Source organism: Pontibacter burrus, from assembly GCF_010686685.1.
GTDB classification, from domain to species: Bacteria; Bacteroidota; Bacteroidia; order Cytophagales; family Hymenobacteraceae; genus Pontibacter; species Pontibacter burrus.
This window is the reverse complement of record NZ_JAAGWD010000001.1, coordinates 367337-391200: the sequence shown is the minus strand read 5'-3', so window position 1 is coordinate 391200 and position 23864 is coordinate 367337. Positions and strand designations below refer to the sequence as shown.

Here is a 23864-nt window from a genome sequence, read left to right as displayed (position 1 = left end):
TAGCTGCCGGGCCTTTGCTTTTTATATAACTCAGATGTTATTCTTTGAAAAGAATTCTTCGGCTAACCTGCCACCTTTGTCGGTACAGATGCCCCGCACATAGTACAGGTAAATGCTGCGAAATACTTCGGCCAGGTTATATTTTGCCGGCGGGAAAACGGCAGGGTTTACCAGCATAAAGAACTGCTCCAAAATAATTTTAGTAACCAGTTGCAGGTTTATGTCTTTTCTGAAGTACCCTTCCAAAATACCCCGGTTCAGAATTTCGGCATTCACTTGCTGGTTGTTTTCACTAACGTACCTGATACTGGCATTCCAGGCCTCCGGGTAAAGCTGCAGATCAGTAATAAAAACAGGGTTTATATCTCGCAGACGTATAATGCCGTCCTGTAATAACAGCATAATCTGCTCCACAGGGTTACTCGCTTTGTCCAGCATCGCGGCCTGCTCTTTTTGCTGCTGGGCAATGTCATAACGAACGACCTGCATAATCATGTCCTTTCTGTCGGCAAACAGCTCCTGGTATGTAGGCTGCCTGATATCCAGCTTCCGGACTATTTCTGAATCGGTATTTGCTTCAATCCCCTCGTGCTTAAACAGTTGTAAAAGCTCCTCCAGTATCGTTTCTAAAAAGGTCATGTATTTGCTTTCATATAACAGGCAGTTACCAGAGCAGTACGAAACTATAATTTTGGAGCACTGGCAATACCAAAAATCCTGTAAAAGTATGGATACTTTTTAGTACCTACAAGCAATTACATTACCAGAAATAAGTACAGGCCAATAAAGAAAAGTAGTTGCACAACATAAACCCATGGTGCTAGCGGGTTCTGTTTCCAGGTGTCTGTTCTATGAAAAAAGAGCTGTAGCACAAATGCAAGCCCAAGCCAGCCCAGGTAATTAGAAAGGGGAATCTGATCGTTTTGCCAGCTCCAGAAATCGTACTGCATGGCCACAGGCTCCATAAAAAAATCATAAAGCACCATTAACCCCGCACCAGCAGCTGCTTTTATCAGCAGGTTTTGGCTTAACCTGTTAACTATAGTTCCGGTGGTATAAACCAGCAGCAACCAGTTAAGCCCTATAAGCAGGGGCACATCCCATAGTTTTAAACCAAGAGCAGCGCCATAGTTATAGTTCCCGAAAAGCAGGCCGGTATGAATCCCTAAAACCTCTGCCAGAAAACCTACGACGACTGTTGTTACAGCAAAAGCTATGAAAGGCCAGTTCCAGTGCCTATGCAGACTAAAGAGCAGGACATTGGTAAGCAACAGGTTCAGTGGGGTCAGCTCCTGGAAGTATGTGGGTCGTCCGCTGAACTGCAAGCCCCAGAACCCTACGGCATGAAAAATCACTATCACCAACAAAGCCGCCCAAAAACTAATACGGCGTTGAGGGGGTGTTACAATACGAGGAGCTTCTTCTGTTAAACTTCTGATCATTTACACATGTACGTTAGGTTCGGGCACCAGCTCGCCAACTATTTTAGCCGAAAGCAGGCACAACGGTATTCCACCGCCAGGGTGCACACTGCCACCACAAAAATACAGGCCTTTTATGCTACTGCTATAGTTTGGGTGGCGCAAAAAGGCAGCCATCCGGTTATTGGAGCTGCTGCCATATAAAGCCCCGGCATACGACGATGTACGCTCTTCTATCAGCAAGGGGTCCAGTAGCTGCTCTTCTTCTATCAGGGGTTCTATAGTTTTGCCTAGCCTGTTACTTAGTTTCCGAAGTACTGCCTGCCGGGTTTCAGAGGTTAGCTGCTGCCAGTTCTGCCCCTGGTTATGTGGCACGTTCACCATCACAAACCAATTCTCTGCGCCAGCTGGTGCATCCTGCGGATCAGCTTTAGAAGTAATATTGATGTAAACAGTTGGGTCGGGGCTTATCGTTTTGTATTTAAAGATGTGCTCAAATTCAGTTTTATAGTTCTCGCTGAAGAAGATGTTATGCACATGCAACTGCGGAAAATCTCTTTTAATGCCCCAGTAAAAAATCAGGGCTGAACTTGAACGTGGTTGCTGTAACGTACGCTCCGGTGCTTTATGGTTTGGCAGCAACCGCCTATAGGTTGGCACAATATCCATGTTGCTCACCACTACGTCTGCTTTATAGTTTGCCTGGCTGGTTTCCACCCCGTTTATAGTTTTACCCGATGTCAGTATCTGTTGTACGGGCTCATTAAATTTGAATGTGACACCCAGTTCTTCTGCCAGCTTCACCAGGCTTGCGGCTATACTATAAATACCGCCTTCGGGGTAAAAAGCGCCAATGCCATGCTCCAGGTGCGGAATAATGTTGAGCGTACCGGGTGCCTGGTAAGGATCAGAACCATTGTAAGTAGCAAACCGATCGAGCAGTTGCACAAACCGGTGATCTGAGAACTGCGCCGTATTGGCCTCATGCATTGTGGTCGTTAACCCCAGATCGGGAAGGCATTGCAATGATTTCAGCACATCAGCACTCAAATACGTATCCAGGCGGTGCAACGACTTGTGCAGAAAAGTATCTGCCGTGCCTTTGTAAAGCCGCTCGCTGCGGGCCAGCGCTTTTAAAACTGCCTGCTGCGGCACACCCAGCTGTTGGTTTACCTCGTTTGCAAACCTGCTGGCATCGGCATAGGCTTTCACATGGCTGCCATCCGGCCAGAAGTAATGAGTAATGGGATCGAGGCGGTTATAGGTAAAGTAATTGGCTGGGGTACGGCCAGCTAATGTAAACAGCTCATCTACTAAATGCGGCAATGTGAAAAGCGAGGGACCGGCATCAAACCTATAGTTACCCAACCAGAACTGCTGCATTTTGCCACCAAAAGTATCAGCTGCCTCAAAAACAGTTACGCTATAGTTCTTCAGGGCTAAGCGTATGCTTGTCGCTATACCACCGATACCTGCTCCTATAACTACTGCATTTGCCATTGCTGTTTACTTTACTTGTGCACTTAACTCAAATCGGGCAGAAAAGTTTAGGGAAACAATCTTACCTGAGTGTTCATAGTAAAATGTAGTTATCCTATCATCTCTATAATTGCACCATATATATTCTATTTCCAGTGGGGAAACAGAGCTTACACTTTCCCGAATATTCTCCTGTAAACAGGGCCACGCATCCCAAAACCTGCCAGCATAAACGGGTAAAGCAGTAAATCCAGCAGCTTAGAGCTGGTTTGGTATGTGATGATATCGTGAATGACAGCGTCTGAACCAGCTTTTGTTACCAGGTGTTTGTGGTGCCATAGTTTCAGAGGAGGTGGCAACACTTGTCCCTGATCTATAAAATATGCTTCGGTGTCGGTTATAGTTCTTTCTGTAATCAGGCTGGTCCAGCGGAAGGATTTGACACCCGTCCGTAATTCAACTTCCACCACATCGCCGGGCTCAGAACCGTCGAAGCGCAGCAACTTTAGTTTAGGATAGGGCGGGGCAAGTTTCCGGAACAGCTGTTCATCAAATGCATCAAACACCTGTCTATAGTTTTGTCTTACGTTCGTTTTAAGATGCAGCCGCACGGTTTGATTGTTAGTTGATGGTTGTTGATTTTTATTCAAAACATACTTTGTCATTTCGAGCGCAGCGAGAAATCTAATACAGCTTAAAATCGATCTCTCCTAACACAAGGATGACAAATTGTTACATGAAGAATAACCTCTTCCAACTATAAAAGTTATAGCACAGGCAAACAAAAACGCTGCTATAACTATAGTTGCAGCAGCGTTTTTGTTTAGAATTTCAGCAATCAACGATTAGCAATCATTAGCTCAACAGATTGTCTATATCTTCTTTTGTCAGGCTCTTCATTATAGTTTCATCGGTGCTTATCAGGTCAGTTACCAGCTGTAGCTTACGGTTCTGTAGGGCCAGTATCTTCTCTTCTACCGAATCTTTAGTAATAAACTTGTAAGTAAATACCGTATTCTGCTGCCCGATACGGTGTGCACGGTCTACGGCCTGCGCTTCTACAGCCGGGTTCCACCATGGGTCCAGGATAAACACATAGTCTGCTGCTGTTAGGTTAAGCCCCACACCACCAGCCTTCAGCGAGATCAGGAACACCTGTATCGTTTCATCCTTCTGGAAACGTTCTACCTGCTCGTGGCGGTTTTTGGTATTACCATCCAGGTACGTATAGCTAATATCCCGCTTATCCAGCGAGCGCTTAATTATTTCCAGGTGCTTCACAAATTGACTGAATATCAACACCTTGTGACCCTTGCTTACCACATCCCTGGTTTTGTGAATCACTTCCTTCAGTTTACCGGAACTACCTTCGTACCCAGGGTCGGTCATGAGTGGGTGGTTGGCGATCTGCCGTAGTTTGGTAAGGCCCTGCAAAAGCATGAACTGGGTATTCCCCGGCCCGTTCTCTTCCAGGCTCTTCAGAATTTTATTTCTATAGTAGGACTTGGTTTCTTCGTAGGCAAGCTCCTGTTCCTCTGTCATCTTACAGAAGGTGGTATGCTCTATTTTTTCAGGCAGTTCTTTTGCCACCTGCGACTTATGCCTGCGCAATATAAAAGGTTTTATTAGTGCATGCAGCCGGCGTGTCTTATGCTCATCCTTGTCCTTTTCAATCGGTTTCAGGAATTCATTCCGGAAGAAGTGCTGGTTGCCAAGCAGGCCCGGGTTAATGAACGACATTTGCGCCCACAGATCCATAGTGCTGTTCTCTACAGGCGTACCGGTTAGTATAAGACGGTGCCGTGCTTTCAGTTCCCTCACCGAGCGCGATGTAGTAGAGTCCGGGTTCTTGATAGCCTGCGACTCATCCAGGATGATATAATCGAAATAGTACGTTTTGAGTAGCTCTGCATCCAGACGCATAATGCCATAAGAGGTAAGTACGACATCATATTCAGAGAATAGAGCCACGTTTTTCTCGCGGTAAGTACCTGTATAGTTCAGGATGCGCAGGTTAGGCGTAAACTTCTGTGCCTCATTCAGCCAGTTATAAACCAGTGAGGTAGGCATCACCAGCAAAGATGCGCTTTCAGCTCCGTTCTCTTTGCGTCGCTGCAGCATGGCCAGCGTCTGCACGGTTTTACCAAGGCCCATGTCATCGGCCAAACAACCGCCAAACTTATAGTTTTGCACAAAATGCAGCCAGTTGTATCCTGCCTTCTGGTAAGGGCGCAACTCACCTACAAAGCCTGCCGGCATTGGTTGATCTTCTATAGTTTCGAACTCGCGCAGCTTCTCCAGCTTTCGGTTCATGGTTACGGTAGCCAGGTTACCGTTCTGCAGGTCGTTTACCAATGCCATGTGGTGCCTGCGTAGTTTTAGCTGCTCGTCGCCTTCAGCAAAGGCAAACAGTTCTATGTATTGCGTAAACCACTCATCAGGTATAATACCCACCTGCCCGTTAGGCAAAATAAACTCATTGTTTTTGGTCAGAATGTGGTTTTTGAGTTTAATAAACGGTATCTCAAACTCACCGAAACGAACTATACCATAAATATCGAACCAGTCATTATTCTCGGTTATGCCTACTTCAACGGCTACATCACCTATAAAGTAATGTTTGCCGCTCTTATCTGATTGTTTGATTGTATAGTCCTTGCTTTCCAGTTCAGGTAAATTAGCAGCCAGCCAGGCTACGGCAGCCCCCTTTTCCATCACCGTTCTGCCTGCCTTCAATTCAAGCCCGCGTTTACCAAGCTCCTTGCATATTTCCTTTTCACGTGTTGTATCGCGCGTAAGCCTATGAAAAATATAAGACTCTGCTGTTTTCTCAAGGTCAACGCTCACCTTTTTAGCTTCGGCGGCTGATACTATACTCTTACCATAAACATAACTCAGCTCAAACAAGATCTTGTCCGGCTCACGGTCTGTTATAGCATCTGCAAATAATTCCGGCACGTTCGCCGCTTTTATATTAGAGAATAACAGTTGTGGTTTAGGGGTGTACTTATCAGTCCGGATTTCAAACCCTTTGGCATACACATCAGCTGTTTCAACCAGTTGGGTAACAAATACGCGATAGTAGTTTTCTTCAATGCTGCGTGGTATCGCTATAAACTTCCTGTTCAGGAACGGTTGCAGCTTTTTGCCGTCAATTCCCTTTTCAAAACTGTAGATTATGTCGTTCAGCATCAGCCAGGCAGGTTCGTAGCAGATCAGCGCTGCATTTTTGTACATGAACTCCAGCTTCTGGCCGGCATATTTTATAGTTGGGAAGTAATGGGTATTGTCTTCGTTACGACGGAAGTGGAAGAGTACTGAGGCTTTTTCAGGAGCGAAAGAAAGCTTTTTCCAGGTAGGCTCTCCGTCTTTGCCCATTACAAAAACCTGCTTGTCGCGCAACAGCTCCATTATCTTACCCATGCGCGCCTGCACATATTGGTTTATCTTTTCCTGCAGCGGCTTATCGCCTTTTTCAGCGTCATACACTTTCAGGAAAAAATCAACAACAGATAGTCGTTTGGGAGAGAACTTCTTTATAACAGCATCCTGCTGTATCTGGTCAATGAGCTGTATCAGTTTAAAATCATCTGCATCAAGACGGGATGCAAACTCATCCGCATTCTTACTAGAAACGTTCTGGTGCTGGAAAGTTAGCTGTCCACGTGTATTAATCTGAACTACAAAAGATTCAAAAAGGAAGCCGAGGTACTCATGCTCAAATAAGGAATAAACTACCTGAAAAGGCTGTGTGGTGCTAACATTCATGCCAGATACAATTTCGGACTACGAATTTACCCAATTTTCCGGTCAGAACCTATTGAAAAGGGGCTTTTCGAAGGTATGCTTGGATAATTTATGCCAATAACAGGAATGAGCAGGCCAATGTTTATTAACACCAGACATACTACAGTCTTTCTACCACAAGTGCCTTATAGTAGTATCTATAGAAAGTATAAATTCAGTAGAGAGGGGAGGGGTTATATATTTTCGGTAACAGACATGGCAGCTGCCTTGTTAGCCGGCCTGATAGAAACAAGCAGCGTGATGACGATAATGGCCACACCTGTGAGGATAAAATCTTCTATCTCCATTTTAACGGGATATGCCTCGATCAGGGATGTGGCCATGCCCATGCTTACCAGGCCAAAGGTTTGCTGCAGGTTACATACCAGCATCCCCAGCGATAACCCATAAGCTGCGCCGATAAACGCGACAAGCGCACCTTCAAATAGAAAGATATTCCTTATAGTTGTAGCTGTTGCGCCCATCGAGGCAAGTATGGCAATGTCTTTCTTCTTGTCTATCACCAGCATCGAGAGGGAGAAGAAAATATTAAGCGAAGCGATAAAAAGAATAAAGGCAAATGTTACGAATACAAACAGCTTCTCAACTTTTACAGCACGCAAAAGGCTGGTATGCTGTTCGTCGCTGTTCTGTACCCTGAACTTTGGCCCAAGCAACTCCTGCAGCGAGCGCTTTACCTGTTCAATACGATAGCCTTCCGCTACCTTTATTTCAAGGGCTGTACGTTTCCGGCCGTATTCCATTAGTTCGGCTGCATAGTTGAGCGGCACAAACACATAGGCATCGTCATACTGTCGCTCAATTGCAAAAACACCTCCCGGAAGTATAGGCAAACTGTTAAAGGCACCTTCTGGGTTCATAGGGTTGAACTTGGTGTTGCGCGGATACAGGAATTGCATCGGCACAAACTGGCTGCCCGTTTTAATCGAGAGCTGGTATTGTACGCCACGGCCTACAAGCGCATAGTAGTTGTCGTTATGAATCAGCTGGTGGCTACCCTCCACCACTGAAGTATCAATATCGTTTTGCTGGAAGAAGTTCTCACTTACACCTTTCATCTTAACGACCATTTGCCGGTCGTTGTAGCGCAGTAAGGCATTATCTTCTATCACTTCAGAAACTACAGCTACTCCCGGCATCTTACGAATGCGGTTCATAAACTCCGTATCTGTCTCAAATGCTTTCCCCTCAACTATAGAGATCTTCAGGTCCGGATCGAAGCTGGAGTAAATCTTCCGTATCAGGTCTTCCAGGCCGTTGAATACAGATAAAACAATAATGAGCGCCATAGAACCCACAGCTACGCCTATCATCGCAATATTGGAAATAATGCTGATGATGTTCCGCTTCTTTTTAGAGAAGAAGTACCGCTTTGCTATGAGAAAAGGGACGTTCATTTTTAGCTTTTATTGCTGATTGTTCATCATTCTCTGTTTTATGTTAGACCGAACTATAGCTAATACTAAAACAGCAATCAACAATTTAACAATTAACAATCAATTACTTCCAGGCTTTTACAATTAACCCGGTACCTGATTTATGGTGGTTGTTTACATCCATCCAGTTTAGTACAAGGCTGAACGGGAAGGTAAGCAGGTAATAAAACGGTAGCACGATAAAGAACAGTTTGGAAGTATTCAGCATCAGCATCGGGTACTTCATAGACAGTCGCCAGGAGATTTGCCCGGGCTTGCCATACGAGTAGCGTGCATCTATTTTGCTAAAACCCGCACTGCGTAGTTTCTCCTGTATCTCGTTTATGTTGTATCCGTCGCGTACGTGTTCCTCAATAAAAGATGTTTCGTCGTCGCCATGCACATCAGAGCCACCCTGGTCTGACGGGGTCGAGATAACAAGCATTCCACCTTTACGCAACGATGCATGAAAGTTCTCGAACACTTCCACATCTTCCAGAATGTGCTCCATCACATCCACTGAAAGAATAAGGTCATAGCTATCAGGCTGACGGAAATGGACGAGGTCAGCAATTTTGAATTGCACGTTCTGTCGTCCAAGTGCACGCATGAACTGGTTATTATCTGAAACCTGTTCTTCTTTTACATCTACCGCCAGTATGTTCCACTTCGGGCTCATTCCGGACAGATGGTACGTGTACTGCCCGAAGCCGGCACCAGCATCTAAAATGCAATGCTCCTGTCCACGGCGTTTTGCAGCCCACTGCCGCAGTTCTTTGTGCACATGCCAGGTTCGCAGTAGCAACAGGTCCAGTAAGTTAAAAAATACACGACGCAGGAAAGGCGTTTTGTTAAAAACATCGCCCAGCACCCGCTTTATCGGGTCGTATTGCATAAGGGTGAAGCGAAACTATGGCTATTTATGATCGTTGTCGATGTCTTCGATATAATCGTCGGTATCGTAGTCTTTATCGGCTGGCGGAATTTCAATTCCATCAAAAAGTTTATCAATGTTTGCAGCATATTCTGCTGTATCATCCATATAAAACACCAGCTCCGGTATTATGCGAACCTGGCTTTTAATGCGCTGCGCCAGGTGGTGCCGTATTGTTTTTAAATTTACCCTGATTTCCTGAAGCAGTTCTTCCTTATTTGGGGTCATCATCAGGCTCAGGTATACACGTGCCAGTCCCAGGTCCGGCGAAACCCGAACCGCACTAACCGAGATATAAGAGCCGCCAAAAAGGTGTGTAGTCTCTCTCTGGAATACTTCAGCCAGTTCCTTTTGTATCAGGCGTGAGAATTTCTGTTGTCTTTTACTTTCCATACCAAGATGCAAATATCATATTTATTTCGCATTTTTACCCCAAAAGCGCCTTATTCATTTCGGGTGCTATTGGTTTATAGTTCTCTCTAACTCACTCTTTCCTTGGTAAGTTACTTCAGAAGCATTCTGCCTTCCCGTTTATTCCTGCTGGTGTTGCTCTTTCTGGCTATTCAGTTGCCTCTTTATCTGATGCTTACAGCAGGCACAATGCAAGAGTTTTACTTCATGTTGATAGGGGAGCGTCTTGCTGATGGGTTTACCATGTATAAGCAGCTTTACGATGATACAGCCCCGCTATCTGCCATGGTATACTGGCTGATCGATCTTGTGTCTGGTCGCTCGGTACTGGCTTACCGTATCGTTGCCATTTCGCTGCTGTTGCTTCAGGCACTGGCATTAAATTCTATTCTCAACCGGTATCAGGTTTATGCTAATAAAAGCTACATTCCGGCTCTGCTATACCTGCTAATGGGAAGTGTTACCTATGAGTTAAGTATGCTTACACCTTTATTGATAGGGCATACATTTGTTATACTTTCGCTACCTTACCTGATTACTGTTTCGCGTGAGGGGATTGAAAATAACCGTTTATTTGTTGGGGGTTTCATTCTTGGTCTGGCAGCAATGTGCTACCTGCCTCTGAGCCTGTACATGCTGGTAGGTATTTTCGCGGTTGTACTGTTTGCATCCAATACCTTCAGAAGCATTCTGTTGATGTTGTGCGGCTTCCTGTTCCCTTATGCCGTACTGCTAACCTTTTACTTTTACACAAACACGCTGGATGAATTTCTGGCTCTACACCTGTTCAGGCCATGGCAGTTTAATGTAGCGTTTGCGCTACCACCTGCCGACCTTGCCAAGCTTATGCTACTGCCTCTTCTTGTGCTGGTGTTTTCTGTGTTATCATCGTTGTCACTACCACAGCGCCTGGTTTTTCAGGTTAAATTTCAGCAGGTAATGTGGGTATGGCTTTTGGTGGCTCTACTTTTATGTATCTCCAGCGAGGAGATTTCAGCCAACATTTTTGTGCTCTTGCTCCCGGCCATTGCCTATTTCAGCGAGTACCTTTTTACAGGCAACATGAAGCGCTGGATGATTAATCTGGCATTTTCTCTTTTACTTGTTGCCACGCTGCTTGTGCGTTACCGGGATGTATTGGGCTTAAATCCTATCCTTCAGCTAGCCGATACGCAGCTCATTACCGACACTGACATTCCTGAAACCATTCGCAATGAGCGTGTATTGGTTCTTGGCCCTGATACGCGCTATTACCTGCATAACAAGCCAGCTACTCCGTACCTGAACTGGCAACTTGCGCAGCGGCATTTTGGCAGGTTAAATGAATACGATGCTGTTTACCAGATCTATCAGAACTTCAGAAACGAACGACCCACTTATATTATAGCTGATGATACCCTGATGCAGGAGCTACAGTATAAGCTGCCAACCGTATTTGATGGATACAAGTCTGCGGGATTGCCTAACACCTATACCCTGAAACAATAATTGCCGCTTAGCAGGCGGCAATCTTGTTTACTCTGTTCTGGTGGCGACCACCCTCAAATGCTGTACTTAAAAAGACCTTTACCATCTCTTCAGCTACTTCTTCTGATACAAAGCGGGCTGGTATGCAGAGTACGTTAGCATCGTTGTGCTCTCGGGCAAGCTTTGCCAAATCGGTTTGCCAGCAAAGGGCTGCTCTTATTTCAGGATATTTATTCGCTGTCATAGCAACACCATTGCCGCTTCCGCAAATAAGAATACCAAAATCAGCCTCCTTGTTCACAACGGCTTTTGCCAGCGGGTGCACATGGTCCGGATAGTCTACCGAAGCCTCTGAACCCGGTCCGAAGTCCTGCACCTGGTGCCCTAACTCTTTTAAAAGCTTTATCAGCAGGCTTTTGTATGTAAATCCGGCATGGTCGCCGCCTATTGCAATGTTATAAGCCATCAGATCGTGTTGTTTTGATTAAGTTTCTTTATATCGCTTTTACGGATTGAACGAGATACTATTATACTTGCTTCGTACAGCACCATCAACGGAATAAAGATCAGCATCTGACTGACTACATCCGGAGGAGTAATAATTGCTGCTACAATCAGTATTACGATGATTGCATGTCTGCGGTACAACTTCATCACTTCTGGCGTCAGTAAACCCGCTTTTGTAAAGAAGTAAACTATAACCGGCATCTGAAACATAAAAGCACACGCCAGGCATAGGGTAGTGAGCGTGGATATGTAAGATGAAAGGTCAAATTCGTTTATAATAGATGGGTCTACCTGGTATCCGGCCAGGAAATTGATGGATATAGGAGACACAACATAGTAACCGAACAGCAGGCCCAACATAAACAGCACCGACACGAAAAAAACAGCACCGCGTGAGTTCTTACGCTCCTGCGGGTATAAGCCCGGGCTCACAAAACGCCAGATCTCCCAGAACGCATAAGGGAAAGCACACGCCAGACCAAGTACTACCGATACCAGCATGTGCATCGCAAACTGACCACTCATTTGGCGGCTTTGTATGGTAAACCCTAACTCATCTATGCAAAAGGCCTCCGTACCCAGCGCATTTCCCAGTTCACACATTACCCTATAGCTCAGGAAATCAGTGCGAGCCGGAGCAAGAATAATATCGTGGAATACGAAGCCTTTTGCTAAAAAAGCAATAATAGAAAATACAAAGATCGAGGCTACTGCACGTATAAGATGCCACCTGAGTTCTTCCAGGTGATCAATAAAGGACATCTCTTTTGCTTCTCCGCCCTCTTCCAGAAAATGTTGATCCATCAAAAGAATCTCGTATTAGTAGGCAAACAGCTGATACTGCTGCATCCAGTTATTAACTTCTTTTCTTACTGAAGCTATTTTAGTTTCGTTATCGTGATTAGTCAGCACATCGTCGATAAGCTCTACTATGCGCGCCATATCATTTTCTTTTAAGCCTCGTGTTGTGATAGCAGCTGTTCCTACACGCATACCTGATGTTACGAATGGCGACTTGTCATCAAAAGGAACCATGTTTTTATTGATCGTAATATCAGCTTTCACCAGCGTGTTTTCTGCAAGCTTTCCGGTTATACCTTTTGAGCGCAGATCGATCAGCATCATGTGGTTATCCGTACCACCTGAAATGATGTTATAGCCACGTTCAACAAATGCGTTTGCCATTGCCTGCGCATTTTGCTGCACTTGTTTTACATAACCAAGGTAGTCATTTGTCAGCGCCTCGTAGTATGCTACAGCTTTTGCTGCAATTACGTGCTCCAGCGGCCCGCCTTGTGTACCCGGGAATACAGCGCCATCCAGAATTGAGGACATCATGCGTGTTTCACCTTTTGGTGTTTTAAGTCCGAATGGGTTTTCGAAATCTTTACCCATCATGATCATACCGCCACGTGGCCCGCGAAGGGTTTTGTGTGTAGTAGTAGTTACAATATGGCAATGCTCAAACGGGTTATTTAGTAAACCTTTCGCAATCAGCCCGGAAGGGTGGGAGATGTCGGCCATAAGTAATGCACCTACCTCATCGGCGGCAGCGCGCAGCTTCTTATAGTCCCAATCGCGGCTATAGGCAGAGGCTCCACAAATGATTAATTTCGGTTTTTCACGTCGCGCAGTTTCAACGACCTTATCAAAGTCGATCAGACCAGTTTCCTGTTCTACACCGTAAAACGACGGCTGGTATAGTTTACCAGAGAAGTTTACCGGCGACCCATGCGTTAAGTGCCCACCATGCGACAGGTCAAAACCTAAAATTTTATCACCTGGCTGAAGTACAGCAAGCATAACAGCTGCATTAGCCTGTGCACCAGAGTGCGGCTGTACGTTTACCCAGGTTGCTCCAAAAAGCTCTTTTGCTCTATCTATAGCCAATTGCTCCGATTGATCTACAATTTCGCAACCACCATAATAGCGCTTGCCGGGTAGGCCTTCAGCATATTTATTGGTCATCACACTGCCCATAGCTTGCATTACCTGCTCCGAAACAAAGTTTTCAGAAGCGATAAGTTCCAGGCCGTGCATCTGGCGTTCTTTCTCTTTAGCAATCAGGTCGAATATAGCGGTATCTTTCTGCATCATGATAAGTAAATTATAATAGTTCAAATTTAAGCTATGCCCCTTAATAAACCAATGATTGATTAGTTTATATAGTTTTCGACACCATCGCTACAGTTTACATACGATTAAAAGAAAAGCCAGGCACTGCTATAGTACCTGGCTTTTCTTTTATAAGCTATAGTTTAAATCAATGCTTCATAATTCTAAAGAACTCCTGTTTACCATCAAGTTCTATAGTTACAATATAAATACCTGACATCAGATTATTGTATTTACTTAAAGGTAGCGCGTTCTCCCCAACCTGTACTTGTACTTGCTCAACATAAATCTGCTTCCCACGGATAGAGCTTACTTTAATAAGAGCTATGCCGTTTTGCTGTGCTGTCAGGTAAATTTTAGAATCTGTTGTGATCGGGTTTGGTGCAACCTGCGTTGGCTTAGTAGCCATTACTGGTCTTATAGCCACTGGTCTGCTATATGTAGCAGTACCATCTATATCCACTTGCTTCAGTCTATAGTACTCTGTTTGGCCATTGCCACTATAGTTAATTGTGTAGCTGTAATGGGTAGTTAAAGAACTTGTACCAACTTTACTATCAACCCTGGCCACTTTTCTATAGTTATTCGCATTCCCACTCGACATCTCAATATCAAAGTGCGAGTTATCTTTCTCAGAAGCTGTACTCCAATCTAAATGGATGGCACCATTGATAAGCTTTGCTGTAAAGGATTTAAGTTCTACGGGAAGAGGCGTTATGGCTTCAACTCTTATTTTTCTTTCCGCAGTTGTTCCCTGCACATGCACTATCTCGGCTGCGGTTGTAGTGTTCGCCTCGTCCGGAGTATATTTTACATAAATGGCAGTTGGGACTAATCTGTGATTAACAACATTATTTAGCGTAACAGATTTCCCAAAACCAGACCCAGCATTAGTTGATATCTCAAAAGGGCTATTTGCTGCAACATTTATAGTTACTGACTCTCCATTTTTGAGACCTAAGCCATCCACATTATATTCTTCTGTAGCTGCCTGCCCAAGTTTGAAGGTGACTTCAGGTTTTGTGGTTGAAAGGTAAGCTGGAGATAACTTATACGTTACAGTACTTGTTACTTGGCCATTTGCTGTACGAACAATCAAGCTTCCATTACTAGCCGTAGCTGGCACTATCACTTTTAGCTGTGTATCACTTACGACAGTGAAACCAGTTGTAGTATTTCCACTGCCGACGTAAACCCTATTGGTTCCCGTGAAATTCTCCCCTGTAATAATGATCTCGGTGCCTACAGGACCACTTATAGGGGTAAAAGAAGTGATAGCAGGTGCTCCTGACACGGTAAAGTAACCAGAAGAGTTTGCTCTACCATTTGGCGTGCGCACCTGCACTATTCCCGTAGAAGCTAAAGCAGGTACTACTGCCTTAATTTCTGTATCGCTAACCACTGTAAAGTTCGTTGTTGTGCCACTGCCAAAGTACACCAATGTAGCGCCTGTAAAGTTGATGCCTTTTATCGTTACAGTGGTATTGACCGGGCCAGCGGCAGGGGTAAAGGAATGGATTTCCGGAGCGCCCGTCAGGGTAAAGGTCTCTTTGCTTGTTACCTGGCCCGTAGCTGTGCGCACAATCAGTTTCCCGGTTGTTGCTGTAGCGGGCACCATCACTTTTAACTGCGTATCACTTACGACTGTAAAGTTGGTCGTTGAACCGCTGCCCACATAAATTAAATTTGTGCCCGTAAAGTTCTCCCCTGTGATGGTGATCTCGGTACCAGTTGGACCGGACGTAGGGGTAAATGTAGAAATAACAGGGGCTCCGGTTAATGTAAAGTTAGTAGATGAGTTAGCCCTTCCACTAGGTGTATAAACTCTTATTATTCCTGTAGCTGCGGTAGTAGGCACCACAACCTTAATTTCTGTATCGCTAACCACTGTAAAGTTCGTTGTTGTGCCACTGCCAAAGTACACCAATGTAGCGCCTGTAAAGTTGATGCCTTTTATCGTTACAGTGGTATTGACCGGGCCAGCGGCAGGGGTAAAGGAATGGATTTCCGGAGCGCCCGTCAGGGTAAAGGTCTCTTTGCTTGTTACCTGGCCCGTAGCTGTGCGCACAATCAGTTTCCCGGTTGTTGCTGTAGCGGGCACCATCACTTTTAACTGCGTATCACTTACGACTGTAAAGTTGGTCGTTGAACCGCTGCCCACATAAATTAAATTTGTGCCCGTAAAGTTCTCCCCTGTGATGGTGATCTCGGTACCAGTTGGACCGGATGTAGGGGTAAATGTAGAAATAACAGGTGCATTATCAAGCGTAAATTGACCCGAACTTAGTGCGCGACCGCTATTTGAATATACCCTAACTATACCAGAGGAAGCTACTGATGGAACAACTACCTGTATTTCTGAATCGCTTACAATTGTAAAGTTAGTTATACTAGCGCTACCTATAAGAACAGTGGATGCATCATTAAAATTACGTCCTCTTATTGTAACAACTGTACCAACTGGACCAGAGGTAGGAGAGAATGAGCTGATAACAGGAGCTCCTTCAACAGCAAAATTGTATATGCTTGTCACACGTCCCTGTGATGTATAGACCTGAACCTTACCTGTTGTTGCAGTATTAGGTACTATAGCTTTTATTTGAAAATCATTAACTATTGTAAAATCTGTAATAGAGCCGCTGCCAAAATAAACTCTATCTGCAGTTGTAAATCCGGAACCATTAATTGTAACTTCTGCCCCTGCACGCGCAGAGGCGGGAGTAAAAGATGTTAAGGAGGGAGTACCATTTACAGTGAAGCTGGAAGAGCTAATGCCTGTACCTGTATTCGTATAAACGCGCACTGTCCCACCAATAGCATTAGCTGGTACTTTAACTCTTATCTCCGTGTCATTAACAATAGTAAAATCTGTAGTAGTACCGCCTGCTATATTAATTGAAGTAGCATTATTAAACTTGGTACCATAAATTCGAACTGCTGTACCCACAGGCCCTGAAGGGGGAGTAAAATTAGTTACAGTAGGCAAGTCTGTGACTTCAAAGTTTTGAGCACTGGTTGCTGAACCATGGTTTGCAGTTACGCGAGCAACTCCTCCATATGCTGTTTCCGATATTACGGCTTTAATTTCAGTATCACTAATTACTATAAAATCTGTAACAGAGCCTCCTGCAATACTAATAGAAGCTACACCTGTAAACTTAGAGCCGGATATTGTTACTTCAGTGCCTACTGGACCAGTGGTTGGACTTATAGAACTTATAATTGGAGCACTTGTTACTGTGTAGTTTGTTGTACTTGACCTGGCCCCGAAGCTATTGTGTACCTGAATTCTGCCGGTAGAAGCAGATGCTGGTACATTTACTTTGATCTGACTATCGCTAACGATGGTAAAATCCAAGGTAGACTCGCTACCCACATAAACCATATTAGCAGTCAGAAAACCCGAACCCTGTATAATAATCTCATCACCAACTTTTCCAGAAACTGGAGAAAAGCCAGAAATTGTAGGCGCTGACTGCCCTTGTACCTGCAAAACAACAATTAGTGTCAATATTAATTTTATCAGCAGCGTTCTTATAAGTAGAGCACTATAAGGGTGAGCGTAGAAACGTGCCATAGCTTGAAATTGGGTAGCCAGTATTAATTTATTGTAAGTTAGCTTCTTGCGACATGAAAGTTACCTGCAAAATAAGATAATTTATTCCTTATGATCACAATTATTTATAACTATTTTTTTATAGAATCTAAACCCAAAACGGCAAATTACAATATTATATATAGTTTATACAGCATATTATTAAAACCTTTTCACCAATGTCAGTTGCACATGCAAGCACTTAGTTTTCTGAGTTTTACAACTTATATCATTAAGAAACTGGTCTTAGCAACACCTTCGTTAAATTGAATAAAAAAAATATATTAGACAATATGAAACATTTAAAATCCAATTTTAGGGCATATTTGCTTTGCACTATATGTAATTGTAGAATAAAGAGTTAGTGCAATCAAGCATTTTTGTCTTTTTTGCCTAGTTATTTACCTATTTCTGAGTATTGCTTCTTTGAATTAATCATACCCGAGCTTTAAATTGGACTAATATTCTTATTGAATCTACTTAGCAGAAGAGCTGCTTGAAATAAATTAACTCTTGCGGGCAACAGGGTATGGGCGATCCTGATTTTGCTGTACGAATAATTCTTGTGAGTCAAGGTCAAGCGCAACAAGGTTGCCATAGCTGGCATTTTTGTAGTACACACAACCCGCATCCAGGTTCACTTTATAGTCTGTGTGTGAAACAGATTTTTTAATGCTAAATAAAGCAGTTGGAGTATGACCGTGCAGCAGTCGTTTATAGTTAAGTTTAACCGGGTCCGGATTGTAACCTCTGATGTTGAGCATGGCATCTTTGTCTTTAAAGATATCAGACTGCTTAAAATCAAAACCGGCATGTACTAAAAAATAATCAGGAAGTTCTAAGTAATAAGGCAGCTCTTTAAGAAAAGCTATGTACTTGACTGGCAAGTGCGCTAGATCGCGGATATCGAAACTTTGTAACAGTAGCTCTTTTTCGGTAGGAGTAAGGTTTAAAGCGGCATCGCCCTTTTTGGCAGCATTCAGTAGCATCTGGTCATGGTTGCCACGCAGACACTGCACATTATAATGCTGCTTCTGCAAGTGAACTATAAAATCAATAACGCCTTTACTATCCGGGCCTTTATTTACCAGATCGCCTAAAATGTATAGCTCGTCGGTTTTCTGCAGCTTAAGTTGGTCCAGCACCAGTGCCTTCAGGGTTTGGGAGCAGCCATGAACATCGGTAAGGGCGTAACGGGCCATGAAGATCGGGTAAAGTGATGCTCAGCAAATGTATCAAAAAAATAGCACCTGTTTGATGCAGGTGCTATTTTTATAGTTGATTTTGAAAGTTAGTTATACTTCCCTTTGTCTAAATCAGGTTTATTGGTATTACGGTTATCGTTGTTCTTTAGCACGTTACCGGTGTTTGCCGGGTTTTCATTCTCCCCTTCCGTATACTTGTTTCTTAATTCTTCATTTGTCTCCCCAGTAGGTTTTACACCGGCCTTATCCTGGCCACGACCAGTTGGATTTCCTTTGTTCTCACCGCCTGGCTGGGTGTGCTTATATGATGGCATCTTATCCTCCTTTTCTTAAATTATAAAACAACTTCTTGCCACTTTTCAGCAAGTAAAAAACTGCACTTGTTATCAGGTACCGCGCCCTTCGTCTTCGGTGCGCATGTTATCTGGTGGCGGCGTGCCGTCATCAGAGTAATCATTTACCCCGATAGCTGATGGACCATTACCTGCAGTGTCGCTACCGAAGCCTTCTTTACCATCGCGGTTACCGAAGCCACCACGCTGGTGCTCGTTCTTAGGCGGATCTGCGCCAGGTATAATGTGCCCTTCACGCATTTCCAACTCACTTGTATCTTCTTCAATCACCCGCACCGGGCGCTCATTCGGAGCCTGGCCCTTCAGCGAGTTCATATCTTCTTTATTTTCAGCCATAATTATAAATAGTATAGGTGTCTGCTCACAGGTAGCATTACCCTTTTTACTCCATTTCTATAGTTATGGTTGGGCAATTGCTACGAGCCTACCTGCTTGCCACCGTTTACATGTATCACTTGTCCAGTAACATAAGAGCCATCTTCAGACGCTAGAAAAACATAAGCAGGCGCTACTTCAGATGGCTGCCCCGGGCGCTTAAGCGGTACATTCTGCCCAAACTCCTTTACCTTTTTGGCATCGAACGAAGCCGGAATAAGAGGCGTCCAGATAGGGCCGGGAGCTACTGCGTTTACGCGTATTTTTTTCTCAGCCAGGTTAGCCGACAATGATCTGGTAAAAGCAGTAATGGCTCCTTTGGTAGAGGCATAGTCCATAAGATGATCGCTGCCGCGGTAGGATGTAACAGATGTGGAGTTAACTATAGCACTACCTTCCTTCATGTGCTCCAGAGCAGCTTTCGTGATGTAGAACATCGAAAAAATATTGGTCTGAAAGGTGCGTTGAAGTTGGTCTTTTGAGATATCTGTCAGATCAGTTTGTTCGTGTTGCTCGGCGGCGTTGTTTATCAGAATATCCAGCTTGCCCAGCTCTTTTATAGTTTGCGCTACAGCTTTCTGGCAAAACTTTTCATCTCCTATATCACCGGAAAGTAACAAACATCTGCGGCCTTCCTGCTCTATTAGGTCTTTTGTTTCTTCGGCGTCACGGTCTTCGTTCAGGTAAACTATAGCTACATCGGCACCTTCGCGGGCAAAATGCACAGCTACTGCTCTGCCAATGCCGCTGTCGCCGCCAGTTATCAGGGCTACTTTGCCTTTCAGTTTGTCACTGCCTTTATAGTTATCCCTGATATACTCGGGCTTTGGAGTCATTTTATGTTCTTTGCCGGGCTGAGTTTTCTGTTCCTGTGCCGGCAACGATTTCGGTTTGTTTGCCATAGTTTTAGTAGCTTTATCTCGATTTAATTTTGTGTTAAACTATACGCCTTCAGGTTTCAGGCGTTGCTATACAACAAACTATAGCCTTCGGGTTTAAGCCAAATAACGATACAAACTATGTGGAAAGAAGAAGACAACAAGCTGCGTCGCAATCTTACGTTTAAAGACTTTAAACAGGCCATGCACTTTATGCAACAGGTAGCCGATGTGGCCGAAGAAATGAACCACCATCCGTGGTGGAGCAATGTGTATAACAAGATAGAAATCGAGCTCACTACCCACGATGCAGGCAATATTATTACTGATAAAGATATAAAACTGGCCCAGCGCATCGACCAGATCTATGACCAGATAACAGCCTCCGAAGAATAAATCTGAACATTATAACTATAGTTTGCTGTTGTGGATAAGTGTCTGTAGTTACGGCTATAGTTTACATGGCACAGCAAATCAGCAAGCAATTAAAGTAGTATCTTTGCAGCATGCAGGAACCTGAAAAAACAAACCTATACCTGGTGCCCACACCCATTGGCAACCTGGAAGATATAACGCTGCGTGCCATCCGGATACTGAAGGAAGTTGATGTGATTCTGGCGGAAGATACCCGTACCAGTGGCAAACTGCTGCAACACCTGGGTATAGAAAAGCGCATGCACAGCCACCACCTGCACAACGAGCACAAAGCCACCGCTCATATAGTGGATAGGCTGAAGGCCGGCGAAGTAATGGCGCTGATATCGGATGCAGGTACGCCAGGCATATCGGATCCGGGGTTTTTCCTGGTGCGTGAGTGCCTCAAAAACAACCTGAAGGTAGAATGCTTGCCGGGTGCCACCGCTTTTGTGCCGGCCCTGGTAAAATCCGGCTTCAGCACCGATAGGTTTACATTTGAAGGATTCCTGCCTATAAAAAAAGGCCGCCAGACGCGCCTACAAAGCCTGGCTGAAGAAGAGCGCACCATGATCTTCTACGAATCGCCGCACAGGCTGCTTAAAACGCTGACGCAGTTTAAGGAATATTTTGGCGGCGAACGCATGGTTTCTGTTTCACGTGAAATATCTAAAATGTTCGAAGAGACCCTGAATGGAACACTCGACGAACTGATACAAACTTTTACAACCAAAGCAATCAAAGGTGAATTCGTCATTGTTGTACAGGGTAGTAAATAGCCCTTATATACTTCCTTTCTCAGCCACCCTGACTGGGCTTTTACTGTGGCTGGGCTGGCCTACCAAACCGCTGGCTTTTTTCCTGTTCATCGGTTTTGTGCCCTTGCTATACATGGAGAAAGCTATAGTTGAGAGCGGCAAGCATAAATCGCCGGGATATACCTTCTTTAAGTGGGCTTACCTGGCCATGCTGCTCTGGAACGCCTTTACTACCTGGTGGGTATCGCATTCAACGTTGCCTGGAGGTATAGCGGCTGTGGTGTTTAACTCCGCTCTGATGAGCATTCCGCTGATGGCCTTTTACTTTACCCGCAAATATCTGGGCAACACCATTGGCTACATCTCTTTTATAGTTTACTGGATAGCGTTTGAGCAGTTCCACCTAAACTGGGACCTAACCTGGCCGTGGCTAACGCTGGGCAATGGCTTTGCTACGCTTAACACTTGGGTGCAGTGGTATGAGTATACCGGCTTTTTAGGTGGATCGGTGTGGGTGCTACTGGTAAATGTGCTTATCTTTTTAGTGATCAGGAATTACCCACAGCAGCGTGTAGAGCTGAAGAAACTATGGCTGCCGCTTGCGCTTATAGTTGTGCCTATCGTTATCTCATTTGCTATTCTGGCTACTTACGAAGAAAAAGGCACACCAACCGAAGTGGTGGTCGTACAGCCAAACATCGACCCATACCAGGAAAAATTCTCTGGCCATGAAAACTTCATCTCTTACGAACAACAACAGCAACGCCTGATTAGTCTATCAGAGCAGAAGATCACACCAAAAACCAAGTTTGTTGTGTGGCCGGAAACAGCTTTAAGTCAAGATGGTGGCTACTGGGAAGAGCAACTGAAACAATATCGCTCTATTACCGAACTTGAAAACTTTGTACAAAGCCATCCTAACATAGAGTTAGTTACAGGTATCAGCACCTATACTTTTTATGGGGATAACGGAGACGCCAGCCCGACTGTCCGCCACCTAGAAGGCTTTGGTTACTACGATTCCTTTAATACGGCCATGCACATCAACCGAAGAGGCGAGATCGATATTTACCATAAATCGAAGCTGGTGCCTGGTGTTGAGAAGTTACCTTACCCGCACATCTTTAAGTTCTTAGGCCCATTGGCGATAGATTTAGGTGGCACCGTAGGCAGCCAGGGCAGCCAGGACACGCGCGATGTATTTTATCATTCGCTGGATAGTACCTTTAGCGCCGCACCGGTTATTTGCTACGAATCTATTTATGGCGAATATGTATCGGAGTATGTAAAGAACGGCGCCAACCTGATTTTTGTGATCACGAATGATGGTTGGTGGAGCGACTCGCCAGGTTACAAACAGCACCTGCAATACGCTACGCTACGCGCCATTGAGACCCGCAGAAGCATAGCCCGCTCGGCCAACACCGGTATTTCAGGCTTCATAAACCAGAAAGGGGAGATAACCGACCGTTCCGAATGGTGGGTACAGGATGTGCTGTCACAAACTCTGTTGGCTAATACTGAGCTTACTTTTTATACGCGCCACGGTGAATACATTGGCCACTCCAGTTTATGGTTAGCGTTGCTAGTATTTACAGGCGCGGTTGGGTCAGCCATTATCAACAGAAAAAAACAGAAACCCACAGTAAAAGTAGCGACCCGCGCGTAACTATAAACTTTGCCATCTAACTATAAACTATGGATTTGCAGCAACTTTGCCAGCGTGTAATAGAAATAGCCCGCAGCGCAGGAGATTTTATAAAACACGAAGCCGGGAACTTCGATCGTTCTAAAATAGAACTGAAAGGCTTTAACAACCTGGTGTCGTACGTGGATAAGCAGGCAGAAGAGCAACTGGTAAACGACCTGCGCCAAGCCCTGCCGGAAGCCGGATTTATAACCGAAGAAGAAACCGCTACAGAACGTGGCGATACTTATAACTGGGTAATCGACCCGCTGGATGGTACGACCAACTTTACACACGGCCTGCACCACTTTGCTGTAAGCATCGGTCTGATGGAAGGCGACGAAATAGTGCTGGGCGTGATCTATAACCCGATGCACAATGAGTGCTTTTATGCAACCAAGGGCAACGGCGCTTATCTGAACGAGAAACAGATAAAAGTATCGGAAGCACCAGCGCTGAAAGATTCTCTGATAGCAACCGGCTTCCCGTATTATGACTTTGACCTGACACAGCAATATTTACAGGTATTGGGCGCTTTTATGGGGACCTCGCATGGAGTACGCCGCATTGGTTCTGCTGCACTGGATTTGGCTTATGTAGCTGCTGGTCGTTTCGAAGGCTTTTTTGAGTACAACCTGAATGCCTGGGATGTGGCTGCCGGTGCAGTTATAGTTCAGGAAGCTGGCGGAAAACTGTCTAAATTTACCGAAGGCGGAGACTATATTTTCGGTCGTGAGATTGTGGCAAGCAACAGCAATATCCATAGCGAGATGCTGCAAACTATAGCGCTGCACTGGAAACAACTGCTTTCTTAAACTTTTTATACCCGCTTATAGTTCTTACAGCATATGGTACAGCAAATCATTATTCTTCTTCTTTTTGTAGCGGCAGTGGCATATATAGCCCATATACTATACCGCACCTTTTTTGTTAAAACTGATGGCTGTGCTAAAAGCTGCGGTGCCTGCGGTGGCATCGATTTTAAAAAGATAGAGCAGGAAATGACGAAACGAAAGAATGCTGCCCTGCCCAAAATATAAACT

The 23864-nt window shown here is 44.7% G+C and carries 22 protein-coding genes; 6 read left to right on the top strand and 16 right to left on the bottom strand.

What is annotated here, in order from left to right; genetic code table 11:
• Nucleotides 1–30: 30 nt before the first annotated feature.
• The 8 genes from GXP69_RS01850 to rbfA all read right to left on the bottom strand — a co-directional run bounded on the left by GXP69_RS01850 (nucleotide 31) and on the right by rbfA (nucleotide 9449).
• Complete coding sequence (locus tag GXP69_RS01850; protein ID WP_163911617.1) at nucleotides 31–639, bottom strand: TetR/AcrR family transcriptional regulator; 609 nt, start codon at nucleotides 637–639, stop codon at nucleotides 31–33.
• A gap of 116 nt (nucleotides 640–755) precedes the next feature.
• Entirely contained in the window at nucleotides 756–1442 is a 687-nt protein-coding gene (locus tag GXP69_RS01845; protein WP_163911614.1) for a carotenoid biosynthesis protein, read from the bottom strand.
• Entirely contained in the window at nucleotides 1443–2921 is a 1479-nt protein-coding gene (gene crtD / locus GXP69_RS01840) for a 1-hydroxycarotenoid 3,4-desaturase CrtD (protein ID WP_163911611.1), read from the bottom strand. It abuts the gene before it with no gap.
• A 149-nt stretch (nucleotides 2922–3070) separates the two neighbouring features.
• Nucleotides 3071–3511: an SRPBCC family protein gene (locus GXP69_RS01835; protein ID WP_163911609.1), complete on the bottom strand. Its 441-nt coding sequence runs from the start codon at nucleotides 3509–3511 to the stop codon at nucleotides 3071–3073.
• Between the two features lie 244 nt (nucleotides 3512–3755).
• Entirely contained in the window at nucleotides 3756–6668 is a 2913-nt protein-coding gene (locus GXP69_RS01830) for a DEAD/DEAH box helicase (protein WP_163911607.1), read from the bottom strand.
• Between the two features lie 212 nt (nucleotides 6669–6880).
• The gene (locus GXP69_RS01825; RefSeq protein ID WP_163911604.1) at nucleotides 6881–8104 is read right to left on the bottom strand and encodes an ABC transporter permease; all 1224 of its coding nucleotides are present in this window, start codon (nucleotides 8102–8104) and stop codon (nucleotides 6881–6883) included.
• Nucleotides 8105–8207: 103 nt separating this feature from the next.
• A complete protein-coding gene (locus GXP69_RS01820) occupies nucleotides 8208–9017 on the bottom strand; it encodes a class I SAM-dependent methyltransferase (RefSeq protein ID WP_163911601.1) in 810 nt (269 codons plus the stop codon).
• Between the two features lie 21 nt (nucleotides 9018–9038).
• Complete coding sequence (gene rbfA, locus GXP69_RS01815; RefSeq protein WP_163911598.1) at nucleotides 9039–9449, bottom strand: 30S ribosome-binding factor RbfA; 411 nt, start codon at nucleotides 9447–9449, stop codon at nucleotides 9039–9041.
• A gap of 102 nt (nucleotides 9450–9551) precedes the next feature.
• Between rbfA and GXP69_RS01810 the strand changes: the two genes are divergently transcribed.
• Nucleotides 9552–10955, top strand: a complete 1404-nt coding sequence (locus tag GXP69_RS01810; protein WP_163911595.1) for a hypothetical protein — start codon at nucleotides 9552–9554, stop codon at nucleotides 10953–10955.
• A gap of 7 nt (nucleotides 10956–10962) precedes the next feature.
• Here GXP69_RS01810 and rpiB read toward each other — a convergent pair whose 3' ends face one another.
• From rpiB to GXP69_RS01770, 8 genes are all read right to left on the bottom strand, one after another.
• The gene (rpiB, locus tag GXP69_RS01805; RefSeq protein ID WP_163911592.1) at nucleotides 10963–11400 is read right to left on the bottom strand and encodes a ribose 5-phosphate isomerase B; all 438 of its coding nucleotides are present in this window, start codon (nucleotides 11398–11400) and stop codon (nucleotides 10963–10965) included.
• A complete protein-coding gene (gene tatC / locus GXP69_RS01800) occupies nucleotides 11400–12245 on the bottom strand; it encodes a twin-arginine translocase subunit TatC (protein ID WP_163911590.1) in 846 nt (281 codons plus the stop codon). The genes rpiB and tatC overlap by 1 nt, the downstream gene beginning before the upstream one ends.
• A gap of 15 nt (nucleotides 12246–12260) precedes the next feature.
• Nucleotides 12261–13535, bottom strand: coding sequence for a serine hydroxymethyltransferase (locus GXP69_RS01795; RefSeq protein WP_163912903.1), 1275 nt, complete (start codon nucleotides 13533–13535; stop codon nucleotides 12261–12263).
• 169 nt (nucleotides 13536–13704) lie between these two features.
• Nucleotides 13705–17133 (bottom strand): IPT/TIG domain-containing protein, encoded by a 3429-nt coding sequence (locus GXP69_RS01790; protein ID WP_163911587.1) that lies wholly within the window; start codon nucleotides 17131–17133, stop codon nucleotides 13705–13707.
• Between the two features lie 524 nt (nucleotides 17134–17657).
• On the bottom strand, nucleotides 17658–18353 hold the full coding sequence (locus tag GXP69_RS01785; RefSeq protein ID WP_163911585.1) for a metallophosphoesterase family protein: 696 nt from the start codon (nucleotides 18351–18353) through the stop codon (nucleotides 17658–17660).
• Nucleotides 18354–18442: 89 nt separating this feature from the next.
• Nucleotides 18443–18670 (bottom strand): hypothetical protein, encoded by a 228-nt coding sequence (locus GXP69_RS01780; RefSeq protein ID WP_163911582.1) that lies wholly within the window; start codon nucleotides 18668–18670, stop codon nucleotides 18443–18445.
• 72 nt (nucleotides 18671–18742) lie between these two features.
• On the bottom strand, nucleotides 18743–19045 hold the full coding sequence (locus GXP69_RS01775) for a hypothetical protein (protein ID WP_163911580.1): 303 nt from the start codon (nucleotides 19043–19045) through the stop codon (nucleotides 18743–18745).
• An 80-nt stretch (nucleotides 19046–19125) separates the two neighbouring features.
• The gene (locus GXP69_RS01770; protein ID WP_163911577.1) at nucleotides 19126–19986 is read right to left on the bottom strand and encodes an SDR family oxidoreductase; all 861 of its coding nucleotides are present in this window, start codon (nucleotides 19984–19986) and stop codon (nucleotides 19126–19128) included.
• A gap of 117 nt (nucleotides 19987–20103) precedes the next feature.
• On the opposite strand from GXP69_RS01770, the gene GXP69_RS01765 reads away from it, so the two are divergent.
• The 5 genes from GXP69_RS01765 (at nucleotide 20104) to GXP69_RS01745 (ending at nucleotide 23861) form a co-directional block, all read left to right on the top strand.
• Nucleotides 20104–20358 carry a 4a-hydroxytetrahydrobiopterin dehydratase gene (locus GXP69_RS01765; protein WP_163911574.1) on the top strand — a complete coding sequence of 85 codons (255 nt, stop codon included), beginning with the start codon at nucleotides 20104–20106 and terminating at the stop codon, nucleotides 20356–20358.
• 110 nt (nucleotides 20359–20468) lie between these two features.
• Nucleotides 20469–21155: a 16S rRNA (cytidine(1402)-2'-O)-methyltransferase gene (rsmI, locus tag GXP69_RS01760; RefSeq protein WP_163911571.1), complete on the top strand. Its 687-nt coding sequence runs from the start codon at nucleotides 20469–20471 to the stop codon at nucleotides 21153–21155.
• Complete coding sequence (gene lnt, locus GXP69_RS01755; protein ID WP_317164554.1) at nucleotides 21121–22803, top strand: apolipoprotein N-acyltransferase; 1683 nt, start codon at nucleotides 21121–21123, stop codon at nucleotides 22801–22803. Before rsmI ends, lnt begins: the two co-directional genes overlap by 35 nt.
• 29 nt (nucleotides 22804–22832) lie before the next feature.
• Nucleotides 22833–23636: an inositol monophosphatase family protein gene (locus GXP69_RS01750; protein WP_163911568.1), complete on the top strand. Its 804-nt coding sequence runs from the start codon at nucleotides 22833–22835 to the stop codon at nucleotides 23634–23636.
• 33 nt (nucleotides 23637–23669) lie between these two features.
• Entirely contained in the window at nucleotides 23670–23861 is a 192-nt protein-coding gene (locus GXP69_RS01745) for a FeoB-associated Cys-rich membrane protein (RefSeq protein ID WP_163911565.1), read from the top strand.
• Nucleotides 23862–23864: the final 3 nt, after the last annotated feature.

Bases quoted from the DNA above. Each gene is read 5' to 3' on its own strand.
- crtD (WP_163911611.1), bottom strand. From the start codon at position 2,921: ATGGCAAATGCAGTAGTTATAGGAGCAGGTATCGGTGGTATAGCGACA.
- GXP69_RS01745 (WP_163911565.1), top strand. From the start codon at position 23,670: ATGGTACAGCAAATCATTATTCTTCTTCTTTTTGTAGCGGCAGTGGCA.
- GXP69_RS01845 (WP_163911614.1), bottom strand. From the start codon at position 1,442: ATGATCAGAAGTTTAACAGAAGAAGCTCCTCGTATTGTAACACCCCCT.
- GXP69_RS01775 (WP_163911580.1), bottom strand. From the start codon at position 19,045: ATGGCTGAAAATAAAGAAGATATGAACTCGCTGAAGGGCCAGGCTCCG.
- rsmI (WP_163911571.1), top strand. From the start codon at position 20,469: ATGCAGGAACCTGAAAAAACAAACCTATACCTGGTGCCCACACCCATT.
- rbfA (WP_163911598.1), bottom strand. From the start codon at position 9,449: ATGGAAAGTAAAAGACAACAGAAATTCTCACGCCTGATACAAAAGGAA.
- GXP69_RS01785 (WP_163911585.1), bottom strand. From the start codon at position 18,353: ATGGCCCGTTACGCCCTTACCGATGTTCATGGCTGCTCCCAAACCCTG.
- GXP69_RS01770 (WP_163911577.1), bottom strand. From the start codon at position 19,986: ATGGCAAACAAACCGAAATCGTTGCCGGCACAGGAACAGAAAACTCAG.
- GXP69_RS01820 (WP_163911601.1), bottom strand. From the start codon at position 9,017: ATGCAATACGACCCGATAAAGCGGGTGCTGGGCGATGTTTTTAACAAA.
- GXP69_RS01750 (WP_163911568.1), top strand. From the start codon at position 22,833: ATGGATTTGCAGCAACTTTGCCAGCGTGTAATAGAAATAGCCCGCAGC.
- GXP69_RS01825 (WP_163911604.1), bottom strand. From the start codon at position 8,104: ATGAACGTCCCTTTTCTCATAGCAAAGCGGTACTTCTTCTCTAAAAAG.
- GXP69_RS01765 (WP_163911574.1), top strand. From the start codon at position 20,104: ATGTGGAAAGAAGAAGACAACAAGCTGCGTCGCAATCTTACGTTTAAA.
- GXP69_RS01850 (WP_163911617.1), bottom strand. From the start codon at position 639: ATGACCTTTTTAGAAACGATACTGGAGGAGCTTTTACAACTGTTTAAG.
- tatC (WP_163911590.1), bottom strand. From the start codon at position 12,245: ATGGATCAACATTTTCTGGAAGAGGGCGGAGAAGCAAAAGAGATGTCC.
- GXP69_RS01830 (WP_163911607.1), bottom strand. From the start codon at position 6,668: ATGAATGTTAGCACCACACAGCCTTTTCAGGTAGTTTATTCCTTATTT.
- GXP69_RS01790 (WP_163911587.1), bottom strand. From the start codon at position 17,133: ATGGCACGTTTCTACGCTCACCCTTATAGTGCTCTACTTATAAGAACG.
- GXP69_RS01780 (WP_163911582.1), bottom strand. From the start codon at position 18,670: ATGCCATCATATAAGCACACCCAGCCAGGCGGTGAGAACAAAGGAAAT.
- rpiB (WP_163911592.1), bottom strand. From the start codon at position 11,400: ATGGCTTATAACATTGCAATAGGCGGCGACCATGCCGGATTTACATAC.
- GXP69_RS01795 (WP_163912903.1), bottom strand. From the start codon at position 13,535: ATGCAGAAAGATACCGCTATATTCGACCTGATTGCTAAAGAGAAAGAA.